Origin of the sequence: Micromonospora sp. TSRI0369, from assembly GCF_001905625.1 — a bacterium.
GTDB classification, from domain to species: Bacteria; Actinomycetota; Actinomycetes; order Mycobacteriales; family Micromonosporaceae; genus Micromonospora; species Micromonospora echinospora_A.
Genome location: NZ_LIVU01000005.1, coordinates 51,961 through 71,212 on the forward strand (window position 1 = coordinate 51,961; position 19,252 = coordinate 71,212).

General features: G+C 73.9%; 17 protein-coding genes and 1 tRNA gene. 13 read left to right on the plus strand and 5 right to left on the minus strand.

Annotation, left to right across the window (positions count from 1 at the left end):
* Positions 1-7: 7 nt before the first annotated feature.
* Positions 8-799, plus strand: coding sequence for a DUF2785 domain-containing protein (locus AMK25_RS17435; protein ID WP_073829429.1), 792 nt, complete (start codon positions 8-10; stop codon positions 797-799).
* A gap of 15 nt (positions 800-814) precedes the next feature.
* Here AMK25_RS17435 and AMK25_RS17440 read toward each other — a convergent pair whose 3' ends face one another.
* On the minus strand, positions 815-1,849 hold the full coding sequence (locus tag AMK25_RS17440) for an NAD(P)-dependent alcohol dehydrogenase (RefSeq protein WP_073829430.1): 1,035 nt from the start codon (positions 1,847-1,849) through the stop codon (positions 815-817).
* A gap of 100 nt (positions 1,850-1,949) precedes the next feature.
* On the opposite strand from AMK25_RS17440, the gene AMK25_RS17445 reads away from it, so the two are divergent.
* Positions 1,950-2,135 (plus strand): hypothetical protein, encoded by a 186-nt coding sequence (locus AMK25_RS17445; RefSeq protein ID WP_241826394.1) that lies wholly within the window; start codon positions 1,950-1,952, stop codon positions 2,133-2,135.
* A 36-nt stretch (positions 2,136-2,171) separates the two neighbouring features.
* Here the strand turns inward: AMK25_RS17445 and AMK25_RS17450 are convergent, their stop codons facing one another.
* A complete protein-coding gene (locus tag AMK25_RS17450) occupies positions 2,172-3,962 on the minus strand; it encodes a bifunctional metallophosphatase/5'-nucleotidase (RefSeq protein WP_073829432.1) in 1,791 nt (596 codons plus the stop codon).
* A gap of 150 nt (positions 3,963-4,112) precedes the next feature.
* Here AMK25_RS17450 and AMK25_RS17455 point away from each other — a divergent pair, with 150 nt between their 5' ends.
* Entirely contained in the window at positions 4,113-5,015 is a 903-nt protein-coding gene (locus AMK25_RS17455; RefSeq protein WP_073829433.1) for an SDR family oxidoreductase, read from the plus strand.
* 140 nt (positions 5,016-5,155) lie between these two features.
* Here AMK25_RS17455 and AMK25_RS17460 read toward each other — a convergent pair whose 3' ends face one another.
* On the minus strand, positions 5,156-5,806 hold the full coding sequence (locus AMK25_RS17460) for a nucleotidyl transferase AbiEii/AbiGii toxin family protein (protein WP_073829434.1): 651 nt from the start codon (positions 5,804-5,806) through the stop codon (positions 5,156-5,158).
* Positions 5,803-6,129 carry a hypothetical protein gene (locus AMK25_RS17465; RefSeq protein WP_073829435.1) on the minus strand — a complete coding sequence of 109 codons (327 nt, stop codon included), beginning with the start codon at positions 6,127-6,129 and terminating at the stop codon, positions 5,803-5,805. The genes AMK25_RS17460 and AMK25_RS17465 overlap by 4 nt, the downstream gene beginning before the upstream one ends.
* Before the next feature lie 952 nt (positions 6,130-7,081).
* Here AMK25_RS17465 and AMK25_RS17470 point away from each other — a divergent pair.
* The 10 genes from AMK25_RS17470 to AMK25_RS17515 all read left to right on the plus strand — a co-directional run bounded on the left by AMK25_RS17470 (position 7,082) and on the right by AMK25_RS17515 (position 18,487).
* Positions 7,082-7,663 (plus strand): hypothetical protein, encoded by a 582-nt coding sequence (locus AMK25_RS17470; RefSeq protein WP_073829436.1) that lies wholly within the window; start codon positions 7,082-7,084, stop codon positions 7,661-7,663.
* Positions 7,664-7,965: 302 nt separating this feature from the next.
* The gene (fdh, locus tag AMK25_RS17480) at positions 7,966-11,289 is read left to right on the plus strand and encodes a formate dehydrogenase (RefSeq protein ID WP_241826395.1); all 3,324 of its coding nucleotides are present in this window, start codon (positions 7,966-7,968) and stop codon (positions 11,287-11,289) included.
* Positions 11,282-12,325, plus strand: coding sequence for a 4Fe-4S dicluster domain-containing protein (locus AMK25_RS17485; RefSeq protein ID WP_073829439.1), 1,044 nt, complete (start codon positions 11,282-11,284; stop codon positions 12,323-12,325). Before fdh ends, AMK25_RS17485 begins: the two co-directional genes overlap by 8 nt.
* Positions 12,322-13,497, plus strand: coding sequence for an NrfD/PsrC family molybdoenzyme membrane anchor subunit (gene nrfD / locus AMK25_RS17490; protein WP_073829440.1), 1,176 nt, complete (start codon positions 12,322-12,324; stop codon positions 13,495-13,497). The genes AMK25_RS17485 and nrfD overlap by 4 nt, the downstream gene beginning before the upstream one ends.
* 45 nt (positions 13,498-13,542) lie before the next feature.
* A tRNA-Sec gene (locus AMK25_RS32215) sits at positions 13,543-13,638 on the plus strand.
* A 21-nt stretch (positions 13,639-13,659) separates the two neighbouring features.
* Positions 13,660-14,952 (plus strand): L-seryl-tRNA(Sec) selenium transferase, encoded by a 1,293-nt coding sequence (selA, locus tag AMK25_RS17495; RefSeq protein WP_073829441.1) that lies wholly within the window; start codon positions 13,660-13,662, stop codon positions 14,950-14,952.
* 5 nt (positions 14,953-14,957) lie between these two features.
* Positions 14,958-16,721 (plus strand): selenocysteine-specific translation elongation factor, encoded by a 1,764-nt coding sequence (gene selB, locus AMK25_RS17500; protein ID WP_073829442.1) that lies wholly within the window; start codon positions 14,958-14,960, stop codon positions 16,719-16,721.
* 45 nt (positions 16,722-16,766) lie between these two features.
* Positions 16,767-16,964 (plus strand): hypothetical protein, encoded by a 198-nt coding sequence (locus AMK25_RS17505; RefSeq protein ID WP_030503909.1) that lies wholly within the window; start codon positions 16,767-16,769, stop codon positions 16,962-16,964.
* Positions 16,964-18,241, plus strand: coding sequence for a hemolysin family protein (locus AMK25_RS17510; protein WP_073829443.1), 1,278 nt, complete (start codon positions 16,964-16,966; stop codon positions 18,239-18,241). Before AMK25_RS17505 ends, AMK25_RS17510 begins: the two co-directional genes overlap by 1 nt.
* A 66-nt stretch (positions 18,242-18,307) precedes the next feature.
* Entirely contained in the window at positions 18,308-18,487 is a 180-nt protein-coding gene (locus tag AMK25_RS17515; protein WP_073829444.1) for a hypothetical protein, read from the plus strand.
* Between the two features lie 5 nt (positions 18,488-18,492).
* Here the strand turns inward: AMK25_RS17515 and AMK25_RS17520 are convergent, their stop codons facing one another.
* The gene (locus AMK25_RS17520) at positions 18,493-19,149 is read right to left on the minus strand and encodes a hypothetical protein (RefSeq protein WP_073829445.1); all 657 of its coding nucleotides are present in this window, start codon (positions 19,147-19,149) and stop codon (positions 18,493-18,495) included.
* Positions 19,150-19,252: the final 103 nt, after the last annotated feature.

Here is a 19,252-nt window from a genome sequence, read left to right on the forward strand (position 1 = left end):
TGGCGCGGTGACCGACTGGGATCTCGTCTGCGAACGCGACTACGCGGTGCCGGACGGCCGAGATCTGGACGACCTCGTCGCCGAACTCGCCGCCGCGCTGCGCGACCCCGACCCGGTGGTCCGGGACGGCGCGCCCTACGTGGTGCTGCGCACCTGGATCGCCCGGGACGTCATCGACGCCGGCCGCCGGGCGAGGCTGGGCACGCTGATGGCCGAGCGGTTCACCGACCCGGAGATCCAGGCCCGCACGTTCGCGCCGCTGGTGCTGGACATGATCGTCAGCCGGGGTGACCTCGACCCGGCCTGGCCGGCCGCGTTCCGCGCCTGGTACCCGGCCGAGACCGACCTGCGCGGGTACGACTCCAAGCTCGGCTGGCTGCACGCGGTGGCCCACGGCGCCGACCTGCTGGCCACGTTCGGCCGCCACCCGTCGGTCGACCCGGCGGGCATGCTCGACCTGGCCGCGGCGCGTCTCGTCGCGCCGACCGAGCACCTCTTCGCCGAGCAGGAGGACGACCGGCTGGCCCGCGCTGTCGCGCTGGTGCTGGCCCGGCCCGGACTGTCGCGCGCCGACGCGCTCGCCTGGCTGGAACCGGTAGCGGCCGGCTACGCCGCCCTGCCCCGGGGCACCACCCCGGCCCACGCCTCGAACAGCATGCGGACGTTGCGGGCGCTGTACGTGCTGCTGGACACCGGCATCGGGCTGAGCCGGGACGCGCCGGCGCTGCCGCAGCCGCACCGCGACGCGGTCAAGGCACGCCTGGCCGAGGTGCTGGCCCCGGTCTTCCAGCACGGCTGAGCGCGCCCGGCCCGGTCAGGGGACGATGACCGCCCGCCCGTGCACGTCGCCCCGGCGCAGCGCCTCGTACGCCTGCGGCGCCTCCGCGAGCGGGAACGTCTGCACGTCGGCGTGCAGCCGGCCGTCACGGGCCAGCGCGATCACCTCGTGCAGCTCGGCCCGGGTGCCCCAGAACGGCACCACCACACCGGTCTCCAGCGGCACCGGCGGCGGCTCGTCGGCGACCGGCCGGACCGGCAGCGTGCCGCCAGCCAGGCCGACCAGCAGCAACTGACCGCCGGTGGCGACGATCTGCCGGCCGGTGTCGAGCGTCGCCTGTGCGCCGACGAAGTCGAGCACCACGTCCGCGCCGTCCGGCGGCGGCCCGACCAGCTCACGGATCCTCTCCACCGCGTCCGGGCCGGCCTGCACCACGTGGTGGGCGCCGAGGCGGCTCGCCAGGTCCAGCGCCGCGGGGCTGGTGTCCACCGCGACGATCCGCACGGCGGTGGTGGCGAGCAGGATCTGCACCCCCATGTGCCCCAGCCCGCCGATGCCGATCACCACGCAGGTGGTGCCGGGCCGCAGCCGGGGCCGGGCCAGCTCCACCGCGTGGTACGGCGTCAGCCCGGCGTCGGTGAGCGGCGCGGCCTGGGTCAGGTCCATGTCGCCGACCGGCAGCAGCCGGGACGCGGGCACCACGACGTAATCGGCGAGCCCGCCGTCACGGCTGAGCCCGACGCCGCCCACCGGGGTGACCCGGCACCGGTTCTCCTCGCCCCGCAGGCAGGCCCGGCAGTAGCCGCAGCCGATGATCCCGTAGACCGCGGCCCGGTCGCCGGGCGACCAGCCGGCCACCCCCGCGCCGACCGTGTCGACGGTGCCGGCGACCTCGTGGCCGAGCGTCATCGGGACCGGGAACACGCCCGCCGGCGCGTCGAGGATGTGCAGGTCGGAGTGACAGGCGCCGACCGCGCCGACGCGCAGCAGCACCTCGCCGGGGCCGGCCTCGGGCGTGGGCACCTCGGTGTGCTCCAGCACCCCCGGTGCGGTCATCCGTACTGCGCGCATGTCGTGTCGCCTCCACCTCGTCGCCGACGGTCGTCGCGGCGGCATACCCCTGCCGTCGCGGTTGATGCGCAGGCGGGACGGGCGGGCGCACAATGCGGTCATGAGCGAACCGGCCGAGTCGTTCACCGACGAGGAGTACGCGTTCCTGCGGCACGTCCGCTTCGGCGAGCTGCCGGCCCGGGTACGCCCGGAGGACCTGGCGGGGTCCGTGGAGACCGAGACCCCGCCGGACCGGCCGGACCCGGTCGGCGGGGAGTCGGAGTGGCACCTGCGCGCGGGCGGGTGACGGGGCCCGGGCGCGCGCCCGGACCCCGCCGCACGGTCAGAAGACCGGCACGCCGTCGCGGACCAGCTTCCAGTTGGGTACGAAGAAGTCGGCCGGGTCGATGACGCCCTTGGCCTGCGCCCAGTCGATGAGCAGCTGGCGGATCTCCTGCTGGGCGTTGTACACCTGGGTCTTCACGATGCCCGGGAAGTTGCCGCCGCCGCTGCGCCGGTAGTTGTTCACCGCCACCACGAACCGGGCGTCCGCCGCGACCGGGGTGTCGGTGCCGGCCAGCACCAGGCGGGTGATCCGCTGGCCGACCGGCTGGGCGATGTCGACGTCGTAGTCGACGCCGGAGAACACGTCGTAGTTGTAGTCCGGCACCGCCGGGTCGCTGATCGTCTCCGGGTTCACCGGCGCGCCCGCCGGCAGCGTGACGAAGTACTTCGCCGAGTACTCCAGGTACGCCTTCACCTCGGCGCCGGTCAGCACGACCGCCTCCAGCGTGTTGTCGTACACGTAGAGGCCCGCCACGTCGCGGATGCGCACGTCGCCCTGCGGGAACACCGCGGTACGGCTGAACGGCGCGGCGATGGACAGCACCGGCAGGCCCGCGTACTCGCCGCCGGCGAGGGCCTCGGTCACGACCTCGGTCTGGACGTGGTTGATGAAGTCCAGGATCGGCGTGTCCCTGTACCGCGACTCGGCGGCCGACAGCTCCACGCTGGACCGGGCGACGACCCGGTTGACGTACTCGACGGTCTTGGCGTGCTGGCCGCGCACGGCCGCGAGCACCGCCGGGTCCTCGACCACCGTGTTGGTGTTCAGCGTGGTGGCCGACTTGGCGGTGACCGTCCAGCGGCCCTTCTCCCGGGTCAGCGTGAAGTCCATCCGGGTCAGCCGCTGTCCCCACTTCGACGGCTCCGAGGTGAGGACCCGCTCGCCGGTGGTGAGGTTGGTGACGAACTTCTCCGGCACCTCGTTGTGCGCGTGGCCGAACAGGATCGCGTCGATGCCGGGGACCTGCTCGGCGATCAGCGCGGTCGGGTTCTCGTTCGGCAGCTCCGGGCCGTAGCTGGAGGTGCCGCTGTCGCCGCCGTGGGCGGAGATGACGACCAGGTCGGCGCCGCGGCGGCGCATCTCCGGCACCCACTTCGCGGCGGTGGCGACCATGTCGGCGAAGACGAGGCGGCCCTCGACGTTGCCCTTGTCCCAGATGGCCACGCCGGGGTTGGTCAGGCCGAGGATGCCCACGCGCAGCTTCGGCGCGCCGTGCCCGCCGAGCTTGACCTCCTTGATCACGTACGGGAGGAACGCCGGCTTGCCGGTCTTCGCGTTCAGCGCGTTCGCGGCGAGGGCCGGGAAGCCGAGCTGCTCGATCCAGGTGGCCAGCAGCGGCAGGCCGTAGTTGAACTCGTGGTTGCCGAGCGTCACCGCGTCGTACTTGAGGATGTTCATGGCGCGGGCCATCGGGTGCGTCTCACCGGTGCTGGTGATCGGCTCCTGCTTGGCGTAGTACGTGGCCAGCGGCGTGCCCTGGATGGTGTCACCGGCGTCGAGGACCAGCGTGGCCCTGCCCTTGCGCTGGGCGCGGATCTGGTTGACCAGTGTGGCGAGCTTGGCGACGCCGACGTCGTTGTGCTTGCTGTCGTCGAACTCGGCGTCCTTGTAATAGTCCCAGTTGTAGACGTTGCCGTGGGTGTCGGACGTGCCGAGGATCGTCAGGTCCCAGGTCTTCGGCTGCTTCGGCTTCGCCTCGGCGGGCGCGCCGGCCAGTAGGGGAGCGGTCGCGGCGGCGGCCGCGACGGCCAGCACCTGGCGCCGGGAGGCGCCGGAGGAGGAAGTCATGAGGTGCCTTTCCAATGGGGGTAGGCGCCTCGTGGGCGCCGTTGCGCACCATAACCACCAGATGTCGCGTGCGCCACACCGGCCCGAATTGTTTCCCTTCCGGTCACGGGCTGCTGTTTTCGCTCCGGTCACCGGGGTAGGGGCGGTTCCATGAGCGAGGACCAGTTCACCCAGCAGCACCCGGCCGAGCAGTACGGACAGCGCGAGGGACAGCCGGCGCAGCAGCAGACGCCACCCGGCAGCGAACAGCAGATGGGCCCGAAGCCCGATCACGGCGAGGAGTCGTACCGGGGCAGTGACCGGCTCACCGGCAAGCGGGCGATCATCACCGGTGGCGACTCCGGCATCGGCCGGGCGGTGGCGCTCGCCTACGCCCGCGAGGGCGCCGACGTCCTGATCACCTACCTCGGCGACGAGGAGGAGAAGGACGCGCGGGAGACGGTCAGCCTGATCGAGCAGGCCGGACGCACCGGCGTCGCGGTCCAGTGCGACCTGCGCGAGGAGGACAACTGCCGCGCCCTGGTCGACCGGGCGCTGCGCGACCTCGGAGGCGTCGACATCCTGGTCAACAACGCGGCGTACCAGATGTCGCAGGACAACGGCCTGCTCGACATCACCACCGAGCAGTTCGACCGGGTCTTCAAGACCAACGTGTACGCCATGTTCTGGCTCTGCAAGTTCGCCGTGCCGCACATGAAGGAAGGCTCGACGATCATCAACACGTCGTCGATCCAGGCGTTCGACCCGTCGCCGCAGCTGCTCGACTACGCCACCACCAAGGCGGCCATCGCCAACTTCACCAAGGCGCTCGCGCAGAACCTCGCCGACCGGGGCATCCGGGTCAACGCGGTCGCGCCCGGTCCGATCTGGACGCCGCTGATCCCGGCCACCATGCCGGAGGAGAAGGTCAAGCAGTTCGGCACCGACACGCCGCTGGGCCGTCCCGGTCAGCCGGCCGAGCTGGCGCCCGCGTACGTCTACTTCGCCTCGCAGGAGTCCAGCTACGTCACCGGCGAGATCCTCGGCGTCACGGGTGGCCGCCCGACGAAGTGACGGGCCACCCGGTCCCTGCCCGGTCCCTGCCCGTCCGGCCGCCGTCCCGTCTGGGTCCCGCCGCCTTCCGGGGGTCGTTCCGATTCGTGGCGACCCTGGTTGGCGGGGCAGGGCGGCTCCGACTCCCGGGCGGACCCCGGTCAGCGGGGCCAGGCGACCATCCGGCGGCGCACCTCGGCGATGCGCGGCGCGTCCAGGCCGTACCGGGTGAAGCGGCGGTCGGCCAGCCCGTCGAGGTAGCGGCCCGCGGCGCGCACGTCCTCGTCGTCCAGCGCCGGGTCCACCTGCCGGGCCAGCTCCAGCAGCTCCGCCACGCTGTACCGGTCCAACGCGGCGGACACGTCGATGTAGTCGCGTACCTCCCGCCGGTTGACCAGCGCGGCGGTCTTGTTGGCGATCAGGTCCCGCACGTCCATCACCGGGCCGAAGTCCATCACCACCGGGCTGCGGTGCCGGTCCAGGCGGGCCAGGCTGAGCCGGATCTGCCGGCCGTCCCGGCTCACCACGAAGTCCCGCAGATCCCGGTCGAAGCCGTCGAACACCTCGCCCAGCCCGCCCGGGTCCGCCTCGGCCACCAGGTAGCCGGCCCGCTCCAGCGCCGCGCGTACCCCGTCGGCCGCCGCCGCGGCGGCGCCCTCCACGTCGGCGAACAGGTCGACGTCCTCGGTGGGGCGGGTGACCAGGCCGTGCGCGGCCCAGGCGACGCCGCCGCCGAGCACGAAACGGTGCGGGCCGGCGGCGGCCAGGGCCACCCGGGCCACCTCCCGGTAGAAGTCGTGCGGGTGGGTCACGCCGGGCGCAGGCTCCGGTGCCGGCCCTCCCAGGCCATGCGTACGCCCCGGGGCAGGTTGAGCAGCGGCCACAACCGGCGCAACGTGCCTCCGTGGATCAGCGCGCGCAGGTCCTCCACCCGGGAGGTCTCGCGCAGCACGTTCTCGTACATCCAGAGCAGCTCGTCCGGGTCGGCCAGGTCGAATGCGCGTTCGCTGCTCCACATGAGGCGAACCGGCAGCTCGACGATGCCGGTGGTGGGGCCGGTCAGCTCGTCCAGGGTGCGCGCCACCACGGCGGGTCGCCCGGGGCGGGCGAGGTACGCGTGCGCGGTGGCCGACATGGCATCAGGGTAACCCCTGCCCGGCGCATTTCCGCCGTTCCGTCCCCCCGCAGCGCCCTCTCAGCGTCCCCCACGCTCGTCCCGCCCCCCGCCCCACCCCGCGCCCCACCCCGTTGATCATGAAGTTGGACCGGACAAAACAGGTCACGCGCTGCCGCCAACTTCATGATCGACCGGCGCGTCCTCGCCACGTGCTCGCCTCGTTCACTTCGAGCGCGGCGCTCGTCGGAGATCTTGGAAGATTTGGGCCCCCATGAGGGCCCTTTCCTTCCAAGATCTCCCGTCTGGTGGCCGCCTCAGGACCCGTGAGGCCCGTCCAGGGACTGCTTGCGTCGGCATCCGCCCCGCGCGGCCCGGCCTCCCGGCTGATCATGAAGTTGACGCCGACAAACCGGACACCAGCCGCCGTGCGTCGCTGGCGATGGAGATCTTGGTACGTTCCCGCCCTTATGTGGGCCGGCCCGTACCAAGATCTCTCGCGAACCGCCCCACCGGCGCCGGCAAGGCCCGGGTTCGGGGGACTGCTTGCGGTGGGGGCCTGTCCTCGACGGTCTGCACCCTCATCTGATCATGAAGTTGGCTGCGACAAACCGGACACCAAGCGCCGCCAACCTCATGATCGACGCTTTCGGGGGCCACGGGCGGGGTGGGCCGGGGCCGGTGTCCGGAAGCGGGGTGAGGTGTCGGGTTTCGGGGTGGTCGGGGACACCTGGCTGGCGGAATCGGTGGCGGCGGCCAGGCGTTATACCTGGTGAATGACCGCAGCAGCATCCCCCTCGCACCCCGCGGGCGGATGACAGGCCCCGGAATGAACGCGGGGCGGCGGTCGTTGCACATGCCTCCGGCCCCCGCACCACGAGCAGCGAGCCGGATCCCCCGAAGACTTTTTGAGCGCCTGACGGTGCCCACGCACCCACCCCCTGGGTGCGTCGACCCCCGAATGGAGCCCCCCATGAACAGCATTCTGCGTAAGAGCATCCTCGGTATCGCCGGTCTGACCGTTGCCGGTGGCCTGGCCGCCGGCCCCCTCAACCACGACACCGCCCCCACCGCGCGCGACGCCGCGGTCACCACGCAGGCCGCGAAGCTCGACACTGCCGCGCTGATCCCGCACGGCGTGCAGGGCAACCAGTCCCACATCGACCTCACCGACGAGCAGACCGCCAACGTCAAGGCCATCATCGCCGCCACCAAGAAGGCCGGCATGGACGAGCGCGCCGCCGTCGTCTCGATCGCCACCGCGCTGCAGGAGTCGAAGCTGGAGAACCTCGGCCACCTCGGTGACCGCAACGACCACGACTCGCAGGGCCTGTTCCAGCAGCGCCCGTCGAGCGGGTGGGGCACGGTGGAGCAGATCACCGACCCCGAGTACTCCACCACGGCGTTTCTGAAGGGTCTGAAGCAGGTCGACGGCTGGCAGGACATGCCGCTGACCAAGGCCGCCCAGACCGTCCAGGTGAGCGCCTACCCGGACCACTACGCCCAGTGGGAGCAGCAGGCCGCCGACCTCGTCGCCGAACACTGGAACAGCTGACCCGGCGGTGACCGGGGTCACGACGAACGAGCGGAAGAACCGTGACCCCGCTACCGTTGTGCAGAGCGTCGGTGTGTTCAGTGTCCCCGGGCCTCACCTAAATTGCCTTCGCGGAATACCGTTCGGCTGGAGCCGCGTCGCGCCACTCGCCGAGAGGCGACATGCACACCGACGCCCAGAGCCGCCCCGGCCGAATGGCCGGGGCGGCTCTGTCTGTGGGCTCGACTCGCACGCCTCCGGCACCTGGCCTAGGGTGAGAAGGAAGAGGTGAGAGCCGTTCTCGACGCTGAGGGGGTGCCCGGGTGGGTCTGAAGACCTTCATCCAGGGGTGGCCGGTCTACCGGCAACTCACCGGCACCGATCCGCTCGGTCGTGGCGCCGCCGCCCAGTCGGCCCGCTCCGCCGAGCTGGCCCCCCGCACCGAGACCGCCGACGGCGTGGCCCGCTCGGTCTGCCCGTACTGCGCGGTCGGCTGCGGGCAGCGCGTCTTCCACTCCGACGGCAAGGTCACCCAGATCGAGGGCGACCCGGACAGCCCGATCTCGCGCGGCCGCCTCTGCCCGAAGGGCTCGGCCAGCAAGAGCCTGGTGACAAGCCCGCTGCGCCAGACCAAGGTCCGTTACCGCCGGCCGTACGCGACCGAGTGGGAGGACCTGGACCTCGACGTCGCGCTCGACATGATCGCCGACCGGATCCTCGCCGCCCGCGCGGAGACCTGGGAGGACGTCGACGACGAAGGTCGTCCGCTGAACCGGACGCTCGGCATCTCCAGCCTCGGTGGCGCGACGCTGGACAACGAGGAGAACTACCTCATCAAGAAGTTGTTCACCGCGATGGGGGCACTCCAGATCGAGAACCAGGCCCGTATTTGACACTCCGCCACCGTCCCCGGTCTGGGGACCAGCTTCGGTCGCGGCGGCGCCACGGACTTCCAGCAGGACCTCGCCAACGCTGACGTCATCATCATCCAGGGCTCGAACATGGCCGAGGCCCACCCGGTGGGCTTCCAGTGGGTGATGGAGGCGAAGAAGCGCGGCGCGAAGGTCTTCCACGTCGACCCGCGGTTCACGCGCACCAGCGCGCTCGCCGACACGTACCTGCCGATCCGGGCGGGCACGGACATCGCGCTGCTCGGCGGCGTGGTGCGCTACATCCTGGACAACGAGCTGGACTTCCGGGAGTACGTGCTGGCGTACACGAACGCGGCCAACATCGTCAGCGAGCAGTTCGCCGACACCGAGGACCTGGACGGCCTGTTCTCCGGCTACAACCCGGACACCGGCTCCTACGACCACGCCAGCTGGCAGTACGAAGGCCAGGAGGACAGCGCCAGGATCCGGGGCACCGGCAAGGAACGTGACTCGGCCTCCGGGCTGGAGCACGAGTCGCACGGCGAGCCGGTGCCGGCGCAGGCGCCGCGGGACGAGACGTTGCAGCACCCGCGCTGCGTCTACCAGATCCTCAAGCGGCACTTCTCCCGCTACACCCCGGAGATGGTGGCCCGCGTGTGCGGCATCCCGGAGGAGAAGTTCCTGGAGCTGGCCCGCGCCTGGACGCAGAACTCGGGACGGGAGCGCACCGGCGCGCTCGTCTACTCCGTCGGCTGGACCCAGCACAGCGTGGGCGTGCAGTACATCCGCACCGGCTCGATCATCCAGACGCTGCTGGGCAACATGGGCCGCCCGGGCGGTGGCATCCTGGCGCTGCGCGGCCACGCCAGCATCCAGGGCTCCACCGACATCCCGACGCTGTTCAACCTGCTGCCCGGCTACCTGCCGATGCCGCACCACGCCGACCACCCGACGTTCGACGAGTGGGTGAACAGCATCCGGCGCCCGGGCCAGAAGGGCTTCTGGGGCAACTCGCGCGCGTTCGCGACGAGCCTGCTCAAGGCGTACTGGGGTGACGCGGCGACGCCGGAGAACGACTTCTGCTACGGGTACATGCCCCGGATGACCGGCGACCACGGGACGTACCAGCAGGTCCTGAACATGATCGACGGCAGGGTGAAGGGCTACTTCCTGCTCGGTCAGAACCCGGCTGTCGGCTCGGCGCACGGCCGCGCCCAGCGCCTCGGCATGGCCAACCTCGACTGGCTGGTCGTCCGCGACCTGTTCATGATCGAGAGCGCCACGTTCTGGAAGAACAGCCCGGAGATCGCCACCGGCGAGATCGTGCCGGAGGAGTGCCGTACCGAGGTGTTCTTCCTGCCGGCGGCCTCGCACGTGGAGAAGGAGGGCACGTTCACCCAGACGCAGCGGCTGTTGCAGTGGCGGGAGAAGGCTGTCGACCCGCCGGGCGACGCCCGCTCCGAGCTGTGGTTCTTCTACCACCTGGGCCGCGTGCTGCGGGAGAAGCTGGCCGCCTCCACCGAGCGTCGCGACCGGGCGCTGCTGGACCTGGCCTGGGACTACCCGACGCACGGTCCGCACGACGAGCCGAGCGCCGAGGCGGTGCTCAAGGAGATCAACGGGTACGAGGTGGCCACCGGCCGCCTGCTGAACGCCTTCGTCGAGGCCCGCGACGACGGCTCCACAGCCGTCGGCTGCTGGATCTACTCCGGCGTCTACGCCGACGGCGTGAACCAGGCGGCCCGCCGCCGGTCCCGCCACGAGCAGGACTGGGTGGCCGCCGAGTGGGGCTGGGCCTGGCCGGCGAACCGCCGCACGCTCTACAACCGCGCCTCCGCCGACCCGGAGGGCCGGCCGTGGAGCGAGCGCAAGAAGTACGTCTGGTGGGACCCGGACGCCGGCGAGTGGACCGGGTACGACGTGCCGGACTTCGAGAAGACGAAACCGCCGTCGTACCGGCCGCCGGAGGGCGCTTCCGGGCCGGCCGGGCTCGCCGGTGACGACGCGTTCGTCATGCAGGGCGACGGCAAGGCGTGGCTGTACGCGCCGACCGGCGTCCTGGACGGCCCGCTGCCGGCGCACTACGAGCCGGCCGAGTCGCCGATGCGCAACCCGCTCTACGGTCAGCAGGCCAACCCGACCCGCAAGGTCTACGAGCATCCGATCAACCGGATGAACCCGAGCCCGCCGGAGCCGCACAGCCAGGTCTTCCCGTACGTGTTCACCGTCAGCCGCCTCACCGAGCACCACACCGCCGGCGGGATGAGCCGTACCGTGCCGCGCCTGGCGGAGCTGCAACCGGAGATGTTCGTCGAGGTGTCCCCGGAACTGGCCGGCGAGGTCGGGCTGGCGCACCTGGGCTGGGCGCATCTGATCAGCGGCCGCGCGGCGATCGAGGCGCGGGTGCTCGTCACCGACCGGCTCACCCCGCTGCGGGTGGACGGGCGGATCATCCACCAGGTGTGGCTGCCCTACCACTTCGGCAGCGAGGGCCTGGTCACCGGCGACTCGGCGAACGACCTGTTCGGCATCACGCTGGACCCGAACGTGCTCATCCAGGAGAGCAAGGTCGGCACCTGCGACATCCGGCCCGGCCGTCGTCCCACCGGTCCGGCGCTGCTGGACCTGGTCGGCGACTACCAGCGTCGGGCCGGGATGACGCCGGACCGGAAGGTCCCGATGGTGACCACCGACGCGGCCGGCGGGGACGACGCCGCCGGCAGCACCGACGAGCGGTCGCCCGCCGCGCACCAGGACGGGGAGCCGGATGCCTGACGCCAACAGCCTGTACGGACCGCTGGACCCGGCCCCCGACGCGGGCTGGGTGTCGGCGCCGCCCCGGATGGGCTTCTTCACCGACACCAGCGTCTGCATCGGCTGCAAGGCGTGCGAGGTCGCCTGCAAGGAGTGGAACGGCGTCCCCGACTCGGGGTTCGACCTGCTCGGCATGTCGTACGACAACACCGGCGCGTTGACCGCGAACTCGTGGCGGCACGTCGCGTTCATCGAGCAGCCCCGCCCGGCCGGGCACCGCACGCCGCCGTTCGCGGGCGACCCGACGGGCCCGGCGACCAGCCCCGCGTCCGCGGCGGCCGGTGCCGTCACAGCCCTCGACACCGGCACGAATCCCGGTCTGCCGCCGGGACAGCCGGAGGCGGCGGCGCGGATGGCGGCCGGGCCGGAGTTCCTCGGCATGCCCGGCGCGCAGCCGCCCGGGCGGGACAGCGGCGCGGAGACCCGCTCCGACTTCCGCTGGCTGATGATGTCCGACGTGTGCAAGCACTGCACGCACGCGGCCTGCCTGGACGTGTGCCCGACCGGCTCGCTGTTCCGCACCGAGTTCGGCACTGTGGTGGTGCAGGAGGACATCTGCAACGGCTGCGGCTACTGCATCTCCGCCTGCCCGTACGGCGTGATCGACCAGCGCAAGGGTGACGGCCGGGCGTGGAAGTGCACGCTGTGCTACGACCGGATGGGCGCGGGCATGACGCCCGCCTGCGCGCAGGCCTGCCCGACCGAGTCCATCCAGTACGGCCCGCTCGACGAGCTGCGGGAACGCGCCGCCACGCGGGTCGCCGCGCTGCACGAGCGGGGTGTGCCGGAGGCGCGTCTGTACGGCCACGACCCGACCGACGGCGTCGGCGGGGACGGCGCGTTCTTCCTGCTGCTCGACGAGCCCGAGGTGTACGGCCTGCCGCCGGACCCGGTGGTCACCACCCGGGACCTGCCGAAGATGTGGAAGCGGGCCGGGTTTGCCGCGCTGGCCATGGCGGCGGCTGCCGTCGCCGCGTTCGTCGGAGGATCGTCGTGAGCCCGGACCGCCCGGTCGGTGACCTGTTCCGCCGCTTCCGCGAGCGCCTGTCCGTCGGACAGGAGAACGGCAACGCCGCCGGGCGGGAGAGCGGCAGCCGGGCCACCGCCGCCGGTCCCGGGGTGGGCCGCACCGACGCCGGCTCCCGCGACGCCGGCCTGGCCCCGCACCCGCCCCGCGACACCGCGCCGCGCCGACGCCGGGGCGGCAAGGGCGGCGGCGAGCAGCTCAACGTGCCGCCGGCCGAGTTCACCTCCTACTACGGCCGGCCCGTCCTCAAGCCGCCGGTGTGGCGGTGGGACATCGCCGCGTACCTGTTCACCGGCGGGCTGGCCGCCGGATCGTCGCTGCTGGCCGCCGGCGGGCAGCTCACCGGCCGTCCGGCGCTGCGCCGCGCCGGCCGGATCGCCGCGCTGGCCGGGGTCGGCGCGAGCACCTACTTCCTGGTCAACGACCTGGGCCGGCCGTCGCGCTTCCACCACATGCTGCGGGTGGCGAAGGTGACCTCGCCGATGTCGGTGGGCACCTGGATCCTCAGCGTGTTCGGCCCGGCCGCCGGGATCGCCGCGATCGCCGAGGCCGCCCCGCTGCTGCCCGAGCGCGGGCTGCTCGGGCTCGGCCGCCGGCTGCTGCCCCCGGTCGGGCACACCGCCGGGATGGCCGCCGCCGTCACCGCGCCGGCGCTTGCCACGTACACCGGGGTGCTGCTGGCGGACACGGCGGTGCCGTCGTGGCACGAGGCGTACCCGGAACTGCCGGCCATCTTCGCGGGCAGCGCGCTGGCCAGCGGTGCCGGCGTCGGGTTGATCGCCGCGCCGCCCGGGCAGGCGGGCCCGGCGCGGCGTCTCGCGGTCGCGGGCGCGGCGATGGAGCTGTGGGGCTCGCACCGGGTGGAGAACCGGCTCGGGCTGCTCAGCGAGCCCTACACCCAGGGCACGCCCGGCAAGCTGCTGCAAGCCGGGCGGGCGCTGACCGCCGCCGGGGTGGCGGGCGCGCTGGTCGGCCGCCGCAGCCGGGTCCTGTCCGCGCTGTCCGGCGCCGCGCTGATCGCCGCGTCGGTGTGCACCCGGTTCGGGATCTTCCACGGCGGCGTCGCCTCCGCGCGCGACCCGCGCTACACGGTGGTGCCGCAGCGCGAACGCGCCGACCGGCGGGCCGCCGACCAGGACTGACACCTTCCCGGGCGGCCTCCCGCCCGCTGTGGTTGACTGCTGCGTGGAGGCGTTCAGGCGGCTGGTGCCCCTCCCGGTCTTCAAAACCGGTGTGGTCCGGGACCCGGGCCAGGCGGGTTCGATTCCCGTCCGTCTCCGCCAAACCGTTCCCGGGAGAGCACGATGCGTGAGGTCGACCCGCGACGGCGGGTGCCGCGCACCGACGCGCTGCTCGCCGATCCCGCGCTGGCCGCCGCCGCCGTGACGCTGGGCCGCGACCGGGTCAAGGCCGCCGTCGTCCGCGCGCAGGACCGCGCCCGCCGCGGCGAGCTGACCCCCGACCAGGTACGCGACGCGGCGCTCGCCGACCTGCCCAGCCGTACGCCACGCGCCGTACTCAACGCCACCGGCGTCGTGTTGCACACCAACCTGGGCCGCGCCCCGCTCGCCCCGTCCGCGGTGGACGCGCTGGTCGCCGCCGCCGGGAACACCGACGTGGAGCTGGATCTGCGTACCGGCCGGCGGGCCCGGCGCGGCCGGGAGGCGCTCGACGCGCTCGCCGCCGCCGTGCCCGACGCGAGGGCGGTGCACGTGGTGAACAACGGCGCGGCGGCGCTGGCGCTGGCCGCCACCGCGCTCGCCGCCGGCCGGGAGATCGTGGTCAGCCGCGGTGAGCTGGTCGAGATCGGCGACGGGTTCCGCCTGCCCGACCTGCTGGCCAGCACCGGCGCCCGGCTGCGCGAGGTGGGCACCACCAACCGCACCACCCGCGCCGACTACGAAGCCGTGATCGGCGAGCAGACCGGTTTCGTGCTCAAGGTGCACCCGTCGAACTTCGTGGTCACCGGCTTCACCTCGGCGGTGCCGGTGGCCGAGCTGGCCACGCTCGGCGTACCGGTGGTGGTCGACATCGGGTCGGGGCTGCTCGCGCCGGACCCGCTGCTGCCCGCCGAACCCGACGCGGCCACCACGCTGCGCGCGGGCGCGCACCTTGTCACCGCCAGCGGCGACAAGCTGCTCGGCGGCCCGCAGGCCGGTCTGCTGCTCGGCGACGCCGACCTGGTGCACCGGCTGCGCCGGCACCCGCTCGCGCGGGCGCTGCGGGTCGACAAGCTCACCCTCGCCGCGCTCGCCGCCACCCTGTACGCGCCGAGCACGCCCACCCGGGACGCGCTGCACGCCGACCCGGTCCGGCTGCGCGCCCGTGTGGAGCGGCTGCGCGACCGGCTCGGTGAGGACGGCTGCAAGGCCGAGGTGGTGCCCAGCGCGGCGGTGGTCGGTGGCGGCGGCGCGCCCGGCGTGGAGCTGGACTCGTGGGCGCTGAGCCTGCCCGAGCGGTACGCCGAGCCGCTGCGCACCGGCCGGCCGGCGATCCTCGGCCGGGTGCTGCACGGCCGGCTCCTGCTGGACCTGCGCGCCGTGCCGGAGGGCGCCGACGACCGGGTCCGCGCGGCCGTGCTGAGCGTGGAGGACTGACCGGCATGTGGGTGGTGGCCACCGCCGGGCACGTCGACCACGGCAAGTCCACGCTGGTGCGGGCGCTGACCGGGATGGAACCGGACCGGTGGGCGGAGGAACGCCGCCGGGGCATGACCATCGACCTCGGCTTCGCCTGGACTCCGCTGCCCTCCGGCGGCACGATCGCCTTCGTCGACGTGCCCGGGCACGAGCGGTTCGTGCCGAACATGCTCGCCGGTGTCGGCCCGGTCCCGGCCGCGCTGATCGTCGTGGCGGCCGACGAGGGCTGGATGCCGCAGTCCGCCGAGCACCTGGCCGCGTTGGACGCGCTGGGCGTGTCGTACGGGCTGCTGGCGGTCACCCGCGCGGACCTGGCCGATCCCGGTCCGGCCACGGCGCGGGCCCGCGCGGAGATCGCCGCGACGTCGCTGGGCGAGGTGGAGGCGGTGCCCGTCTCCGCGGTCACCGGCGCCGGGCTGCCCGAGCTGCGCGCCGCGCTTGATCGCCTGGTCGCCCGGCTGCCGGAGCCGGCCCCGGACGCGCCGGTGCGGCTCTGGGTGGACCGCGCGTTCACGGTACGCGGCAGCGGCACCGTGGTCACCGGCACGCTCGGCGGTGGCCGGCTGCGCGTCGGCGACGAGCTGGAGCTGGCGGGCACCGGCGAGGCGGTACGGGTACGCGGACTGCACTCGCTCGGCGCCGCGCACACCGCCGTCGACGCGGTGGCCCGGGTCGCGGTGAACCTGCGCGGCCTGCCCCGGGACCGGGTGGGGCGCGGCGACGCGCTGCTCACGCCCGGCCGGTTCGGGCGTACCGACCTGCTCGACGTGCGGCTGTCCGGCGATCCGGCCGCCGACCTGCCGGCCACGCTCACGCTGCACGCCGGCTCGGCGGCGGTGCCCGCCCGTGTCCGGCCGCTGGGCCCGGACACGGTCCGGCTGCGCCTGGCCCGGCCGCTGCCGCTGCTGATCGGGGACCGGGCGCTGCTGCGCGACCCCGGCCGGCACCACGTCTGCGGTGGCGTCACGGTGCTGGACGTGGACCCGCCGCCGCTGCGCCGTCGGGGCGCGGCAGCCGCCCGCGCGGCGGTGCTCGCCGGGCTGGACGGGCGACCGGACCTGGCCGGGGAACTGCGGCGGCGACGGCTGATCCGGGCCGGGGACCTGACCCGGATGGGCGTCGCGCCGACCGCGACGCCGGTGGCCGGGCAGTGGCTGGCCGACCCGGAGCACTGGCGTGACCTGGGCCGGCGCCTCACCGAGGAGGTGACCCGGTACACCGCCGAGCACCCGCTCGCCGCGGGCGTGCCTGTCGACGTGCTGCGCCACCGGCTCGACCTGCCCGAGCGCGCCCTGGTGACCGCGTTGCTGCGCCCGCCGCTGCGGCTGCGCGACGGCCTGGTCACCGCCGCCCCGCAGCACACGCTGCCCGACCCGGTGGCGCGGGCGGTGGACCGGGTCCGGGCCGAGTACGGCGACCGCCCGTTCCAGGCCCCCGAGGCGCACCACCTGGCCGACCTCGGACTCGGCCCCCGCGAGATCGGCGCCGCCGTCCGGGCCGGCGCGTTACTCAAGCTTGCCGAGAACGTGGTGCTGCTGCCCGGCGCCCCCGACGACGCGGTGCGCGTCCTGGCCGGGCTGCCGCAGCCGTTCACGCTCAGCGCCGCCCGGCAGGCGCTCGGCACCACCCGGCGGGTGGCGGTGCCGCTGCTGGAGCTGCTGGACCGGCGCGGGGCCACCCGGCGGCTGCCCGACGACGCCCGCGAGGTGGTCCACCCGCCGGGCTGAGTCAACAGGCGTCGCCCGCCCGCTCCGGTCACCTACCGTGACGCCATGGACCCTTCCGCGGTCTGGCGGGACAAGAACCACAAATGGCGGATCGAGGCATACCGCGCCCCGGACCTGCGATTCGCCATCTACGCCACGAACGGCCCCACCGAGTCGGCGCCGCTGTGGCTGTTCGGGATGGCCGCGCTGGCCCGCTGGCTGATGACCCACGCGATCTCCCTGGACGACCTGGAGACGGACTGATGGGCGGGCAGGTCGCGCTGGTGGCCGTCCTGGTCCTGGTCAACGCCGCGCTGTCCGGCAGCGAGATGGCGCTGGTGAGCCTGCGGGAGGGGCAGCTGCGCCGGCTGGCGCGCTCCGGGCGGGCCGGGGCGAGACTCAGCCGCCTCAGCCGCGAACCGAACCGCTACCTGGCCACCATCCAGCTCGGCATCACGCTCGCCGGGTTCCTCGCCTCGGCCGCCGCGGCGGTGACGCTCGCCGAGCCGCTCGTCGGACCGCTGGGGTTCCTCGGCGGGGCCGCCCGCCCGGTGGCCGTGTTCCTGGTGACGCTGCTGCTGACGTTCCTCACGCTGGTGGTGGGAGAGCTGGCGCCGAAGCGGCTGGCCATGCAGACGGCGGAGCGGTGGGCGCTGCTCAGCGCCGGGCCGCTGGACCTGCTGGCGCGGCTGTCCCGGCCGGCGGTGTGGCTGCTCGGCCGTTCCACCGACCTGCTGGTCCGGCTCGCCGGCGGCGACCCGCGCGCCAACCGGCAGGAGGTGACCGAGGAGGAGCTGCGGGAAATGCTGGTCAGCCAGCGTGGCCTGTCCGCCCAGCAGCGGGAGATCCTCGCCGGGGCGTTCGACATCGCCGGCCGTACGCTGCGCGAGGTGCTGGTGGCCCGCCGGGACGTGACCACGCTGCCGGTGGACCTGCCGGCGGCCGAGGCGATGCGGCTGCTGGCGGGCGCGGGCCGGTCCCGGGCGCCGGTGACCGGGCCCGGCGGGCTCGACGACGTACGCGGCGTGGTGCACATCCGCGAGCTGGTGGACGCCGACGGCGCGCCGGTCGGCGCCCGGGCCCGCCCGCCGGTGCTGCTGCCCGGCACGCTGCCGGTGGCCGACGCGATGCGGCACCTGCGCCAGCGGCACGAGCAGCTGGCCCTGGTGGTCGACGAGTACGGCGGCGTGGACGGGCTCGTCACCATGGAGGACCTGCTCGAGGAGGTCGTCGGTGAGCTGTACGACGAGACCGACCGGGACGTGCGCCGGGCCGAGCGGGAACCGGACGGCGCGCTGCTGCTGCCGGGCGACTTCCCGCTGCACGACCTGCCCGACGTGGGCGTACGTGTGACGTTCCCGCTGTCGCGGGAGTACACCACTGTGGCGGGGCTGGTGCTGGCCGGGCTGGGCCGGCTGCCGGAGGGCCCGGGGGAGCGGGTGCGGCTGCCCGGCCTCACCGTGGAGGTGCTCGAGGTGGCGGGACGGGCGATCCGGCGGGTGCGGCTGCGCGGCCCGGCGGTCGGCCGCGCGCCCGACTGACACCCGGACGGGGGACGGCCGCCCGATCCGCGCCCCGGGCGCCGCCGCCGGTCGTACGGTGCGGGCGTGAAGGACCGAGGACTGCGTACGTTCATCACCGTGCTGGCCGGACTGGCCGTGATCTACTTCGGCTTCTCGGGCAGCCGCGGCAGCGGCGAGGAGGGCGTCTCCGGCGGTGTGGTGCTGCTGGCGCTGCTCGCCTCGTTGCTGGCCTGGAACCTGACCAAGCCCGGGCCGGCCAAGTAGCGCTCTCAGCGGGCCGTGGCGGCGCTGCGGCTCACCTCGCCCGCTGACTCCTCGCCCAGCGCCACCCGCACCAGCGCCGACGCCAGCCGCCCGAAGTCCGCCTCGCCGACCAGCCCGACCAGCTCGCCGGGGCTCGCCGGCAGGCCCAGCCGCTTCGCCCCGGCCAGCGTGCGCCGGTCGGCGTACGGGCGCACGTCCGGCCACACCGACTGCGCCTCGCGCAGGAAGATGTCCGCCCCGGTGGGGCCGATGCCGGGGAACTCGGTGAGCAACCGGCGCAGCGCGGCCCGGTCCGCGCCGGCTTCCTGGTGCAGGCGGCGCAGGTCGCCGTGCCAGCGGTCGAGGCAGAGCCGGGCGCCGGTGCCGAGCATGGTCGCGGTCCGCTCGTCGTAACGCCGGTAGTGGCCCCGGCCCAGCGCGTCGACCCGGTCCTGCCAGGTCGCCGCCTCCATCGCCTGCGGCGTGCGGTAGCCGGCGGCGAACAGCTCGCGGGCCGCGGCCACCGCCACCGACGCGCGGATCCGGGTGCTCAGCAGTGTGGTGAGCACCAGCAACTGGTAGAGCGGGCCGGGCCGGTCGGCGAGGGCGATGCCGGCCTCCTCCGCGTACGTGCGGGACTGCCGGTCCAGCAGGGCGCGCGCGACGTTGCGATCGTCTGGCATCCGTCCGGCTTACCCGCCCCGGCCCCGGCCAGACCCCCGCGCCGATCCGGAATGCGCCCGGCGGTGACGGGTACGCGGGTCGGGCGCGCGGTCGACGGCCGTG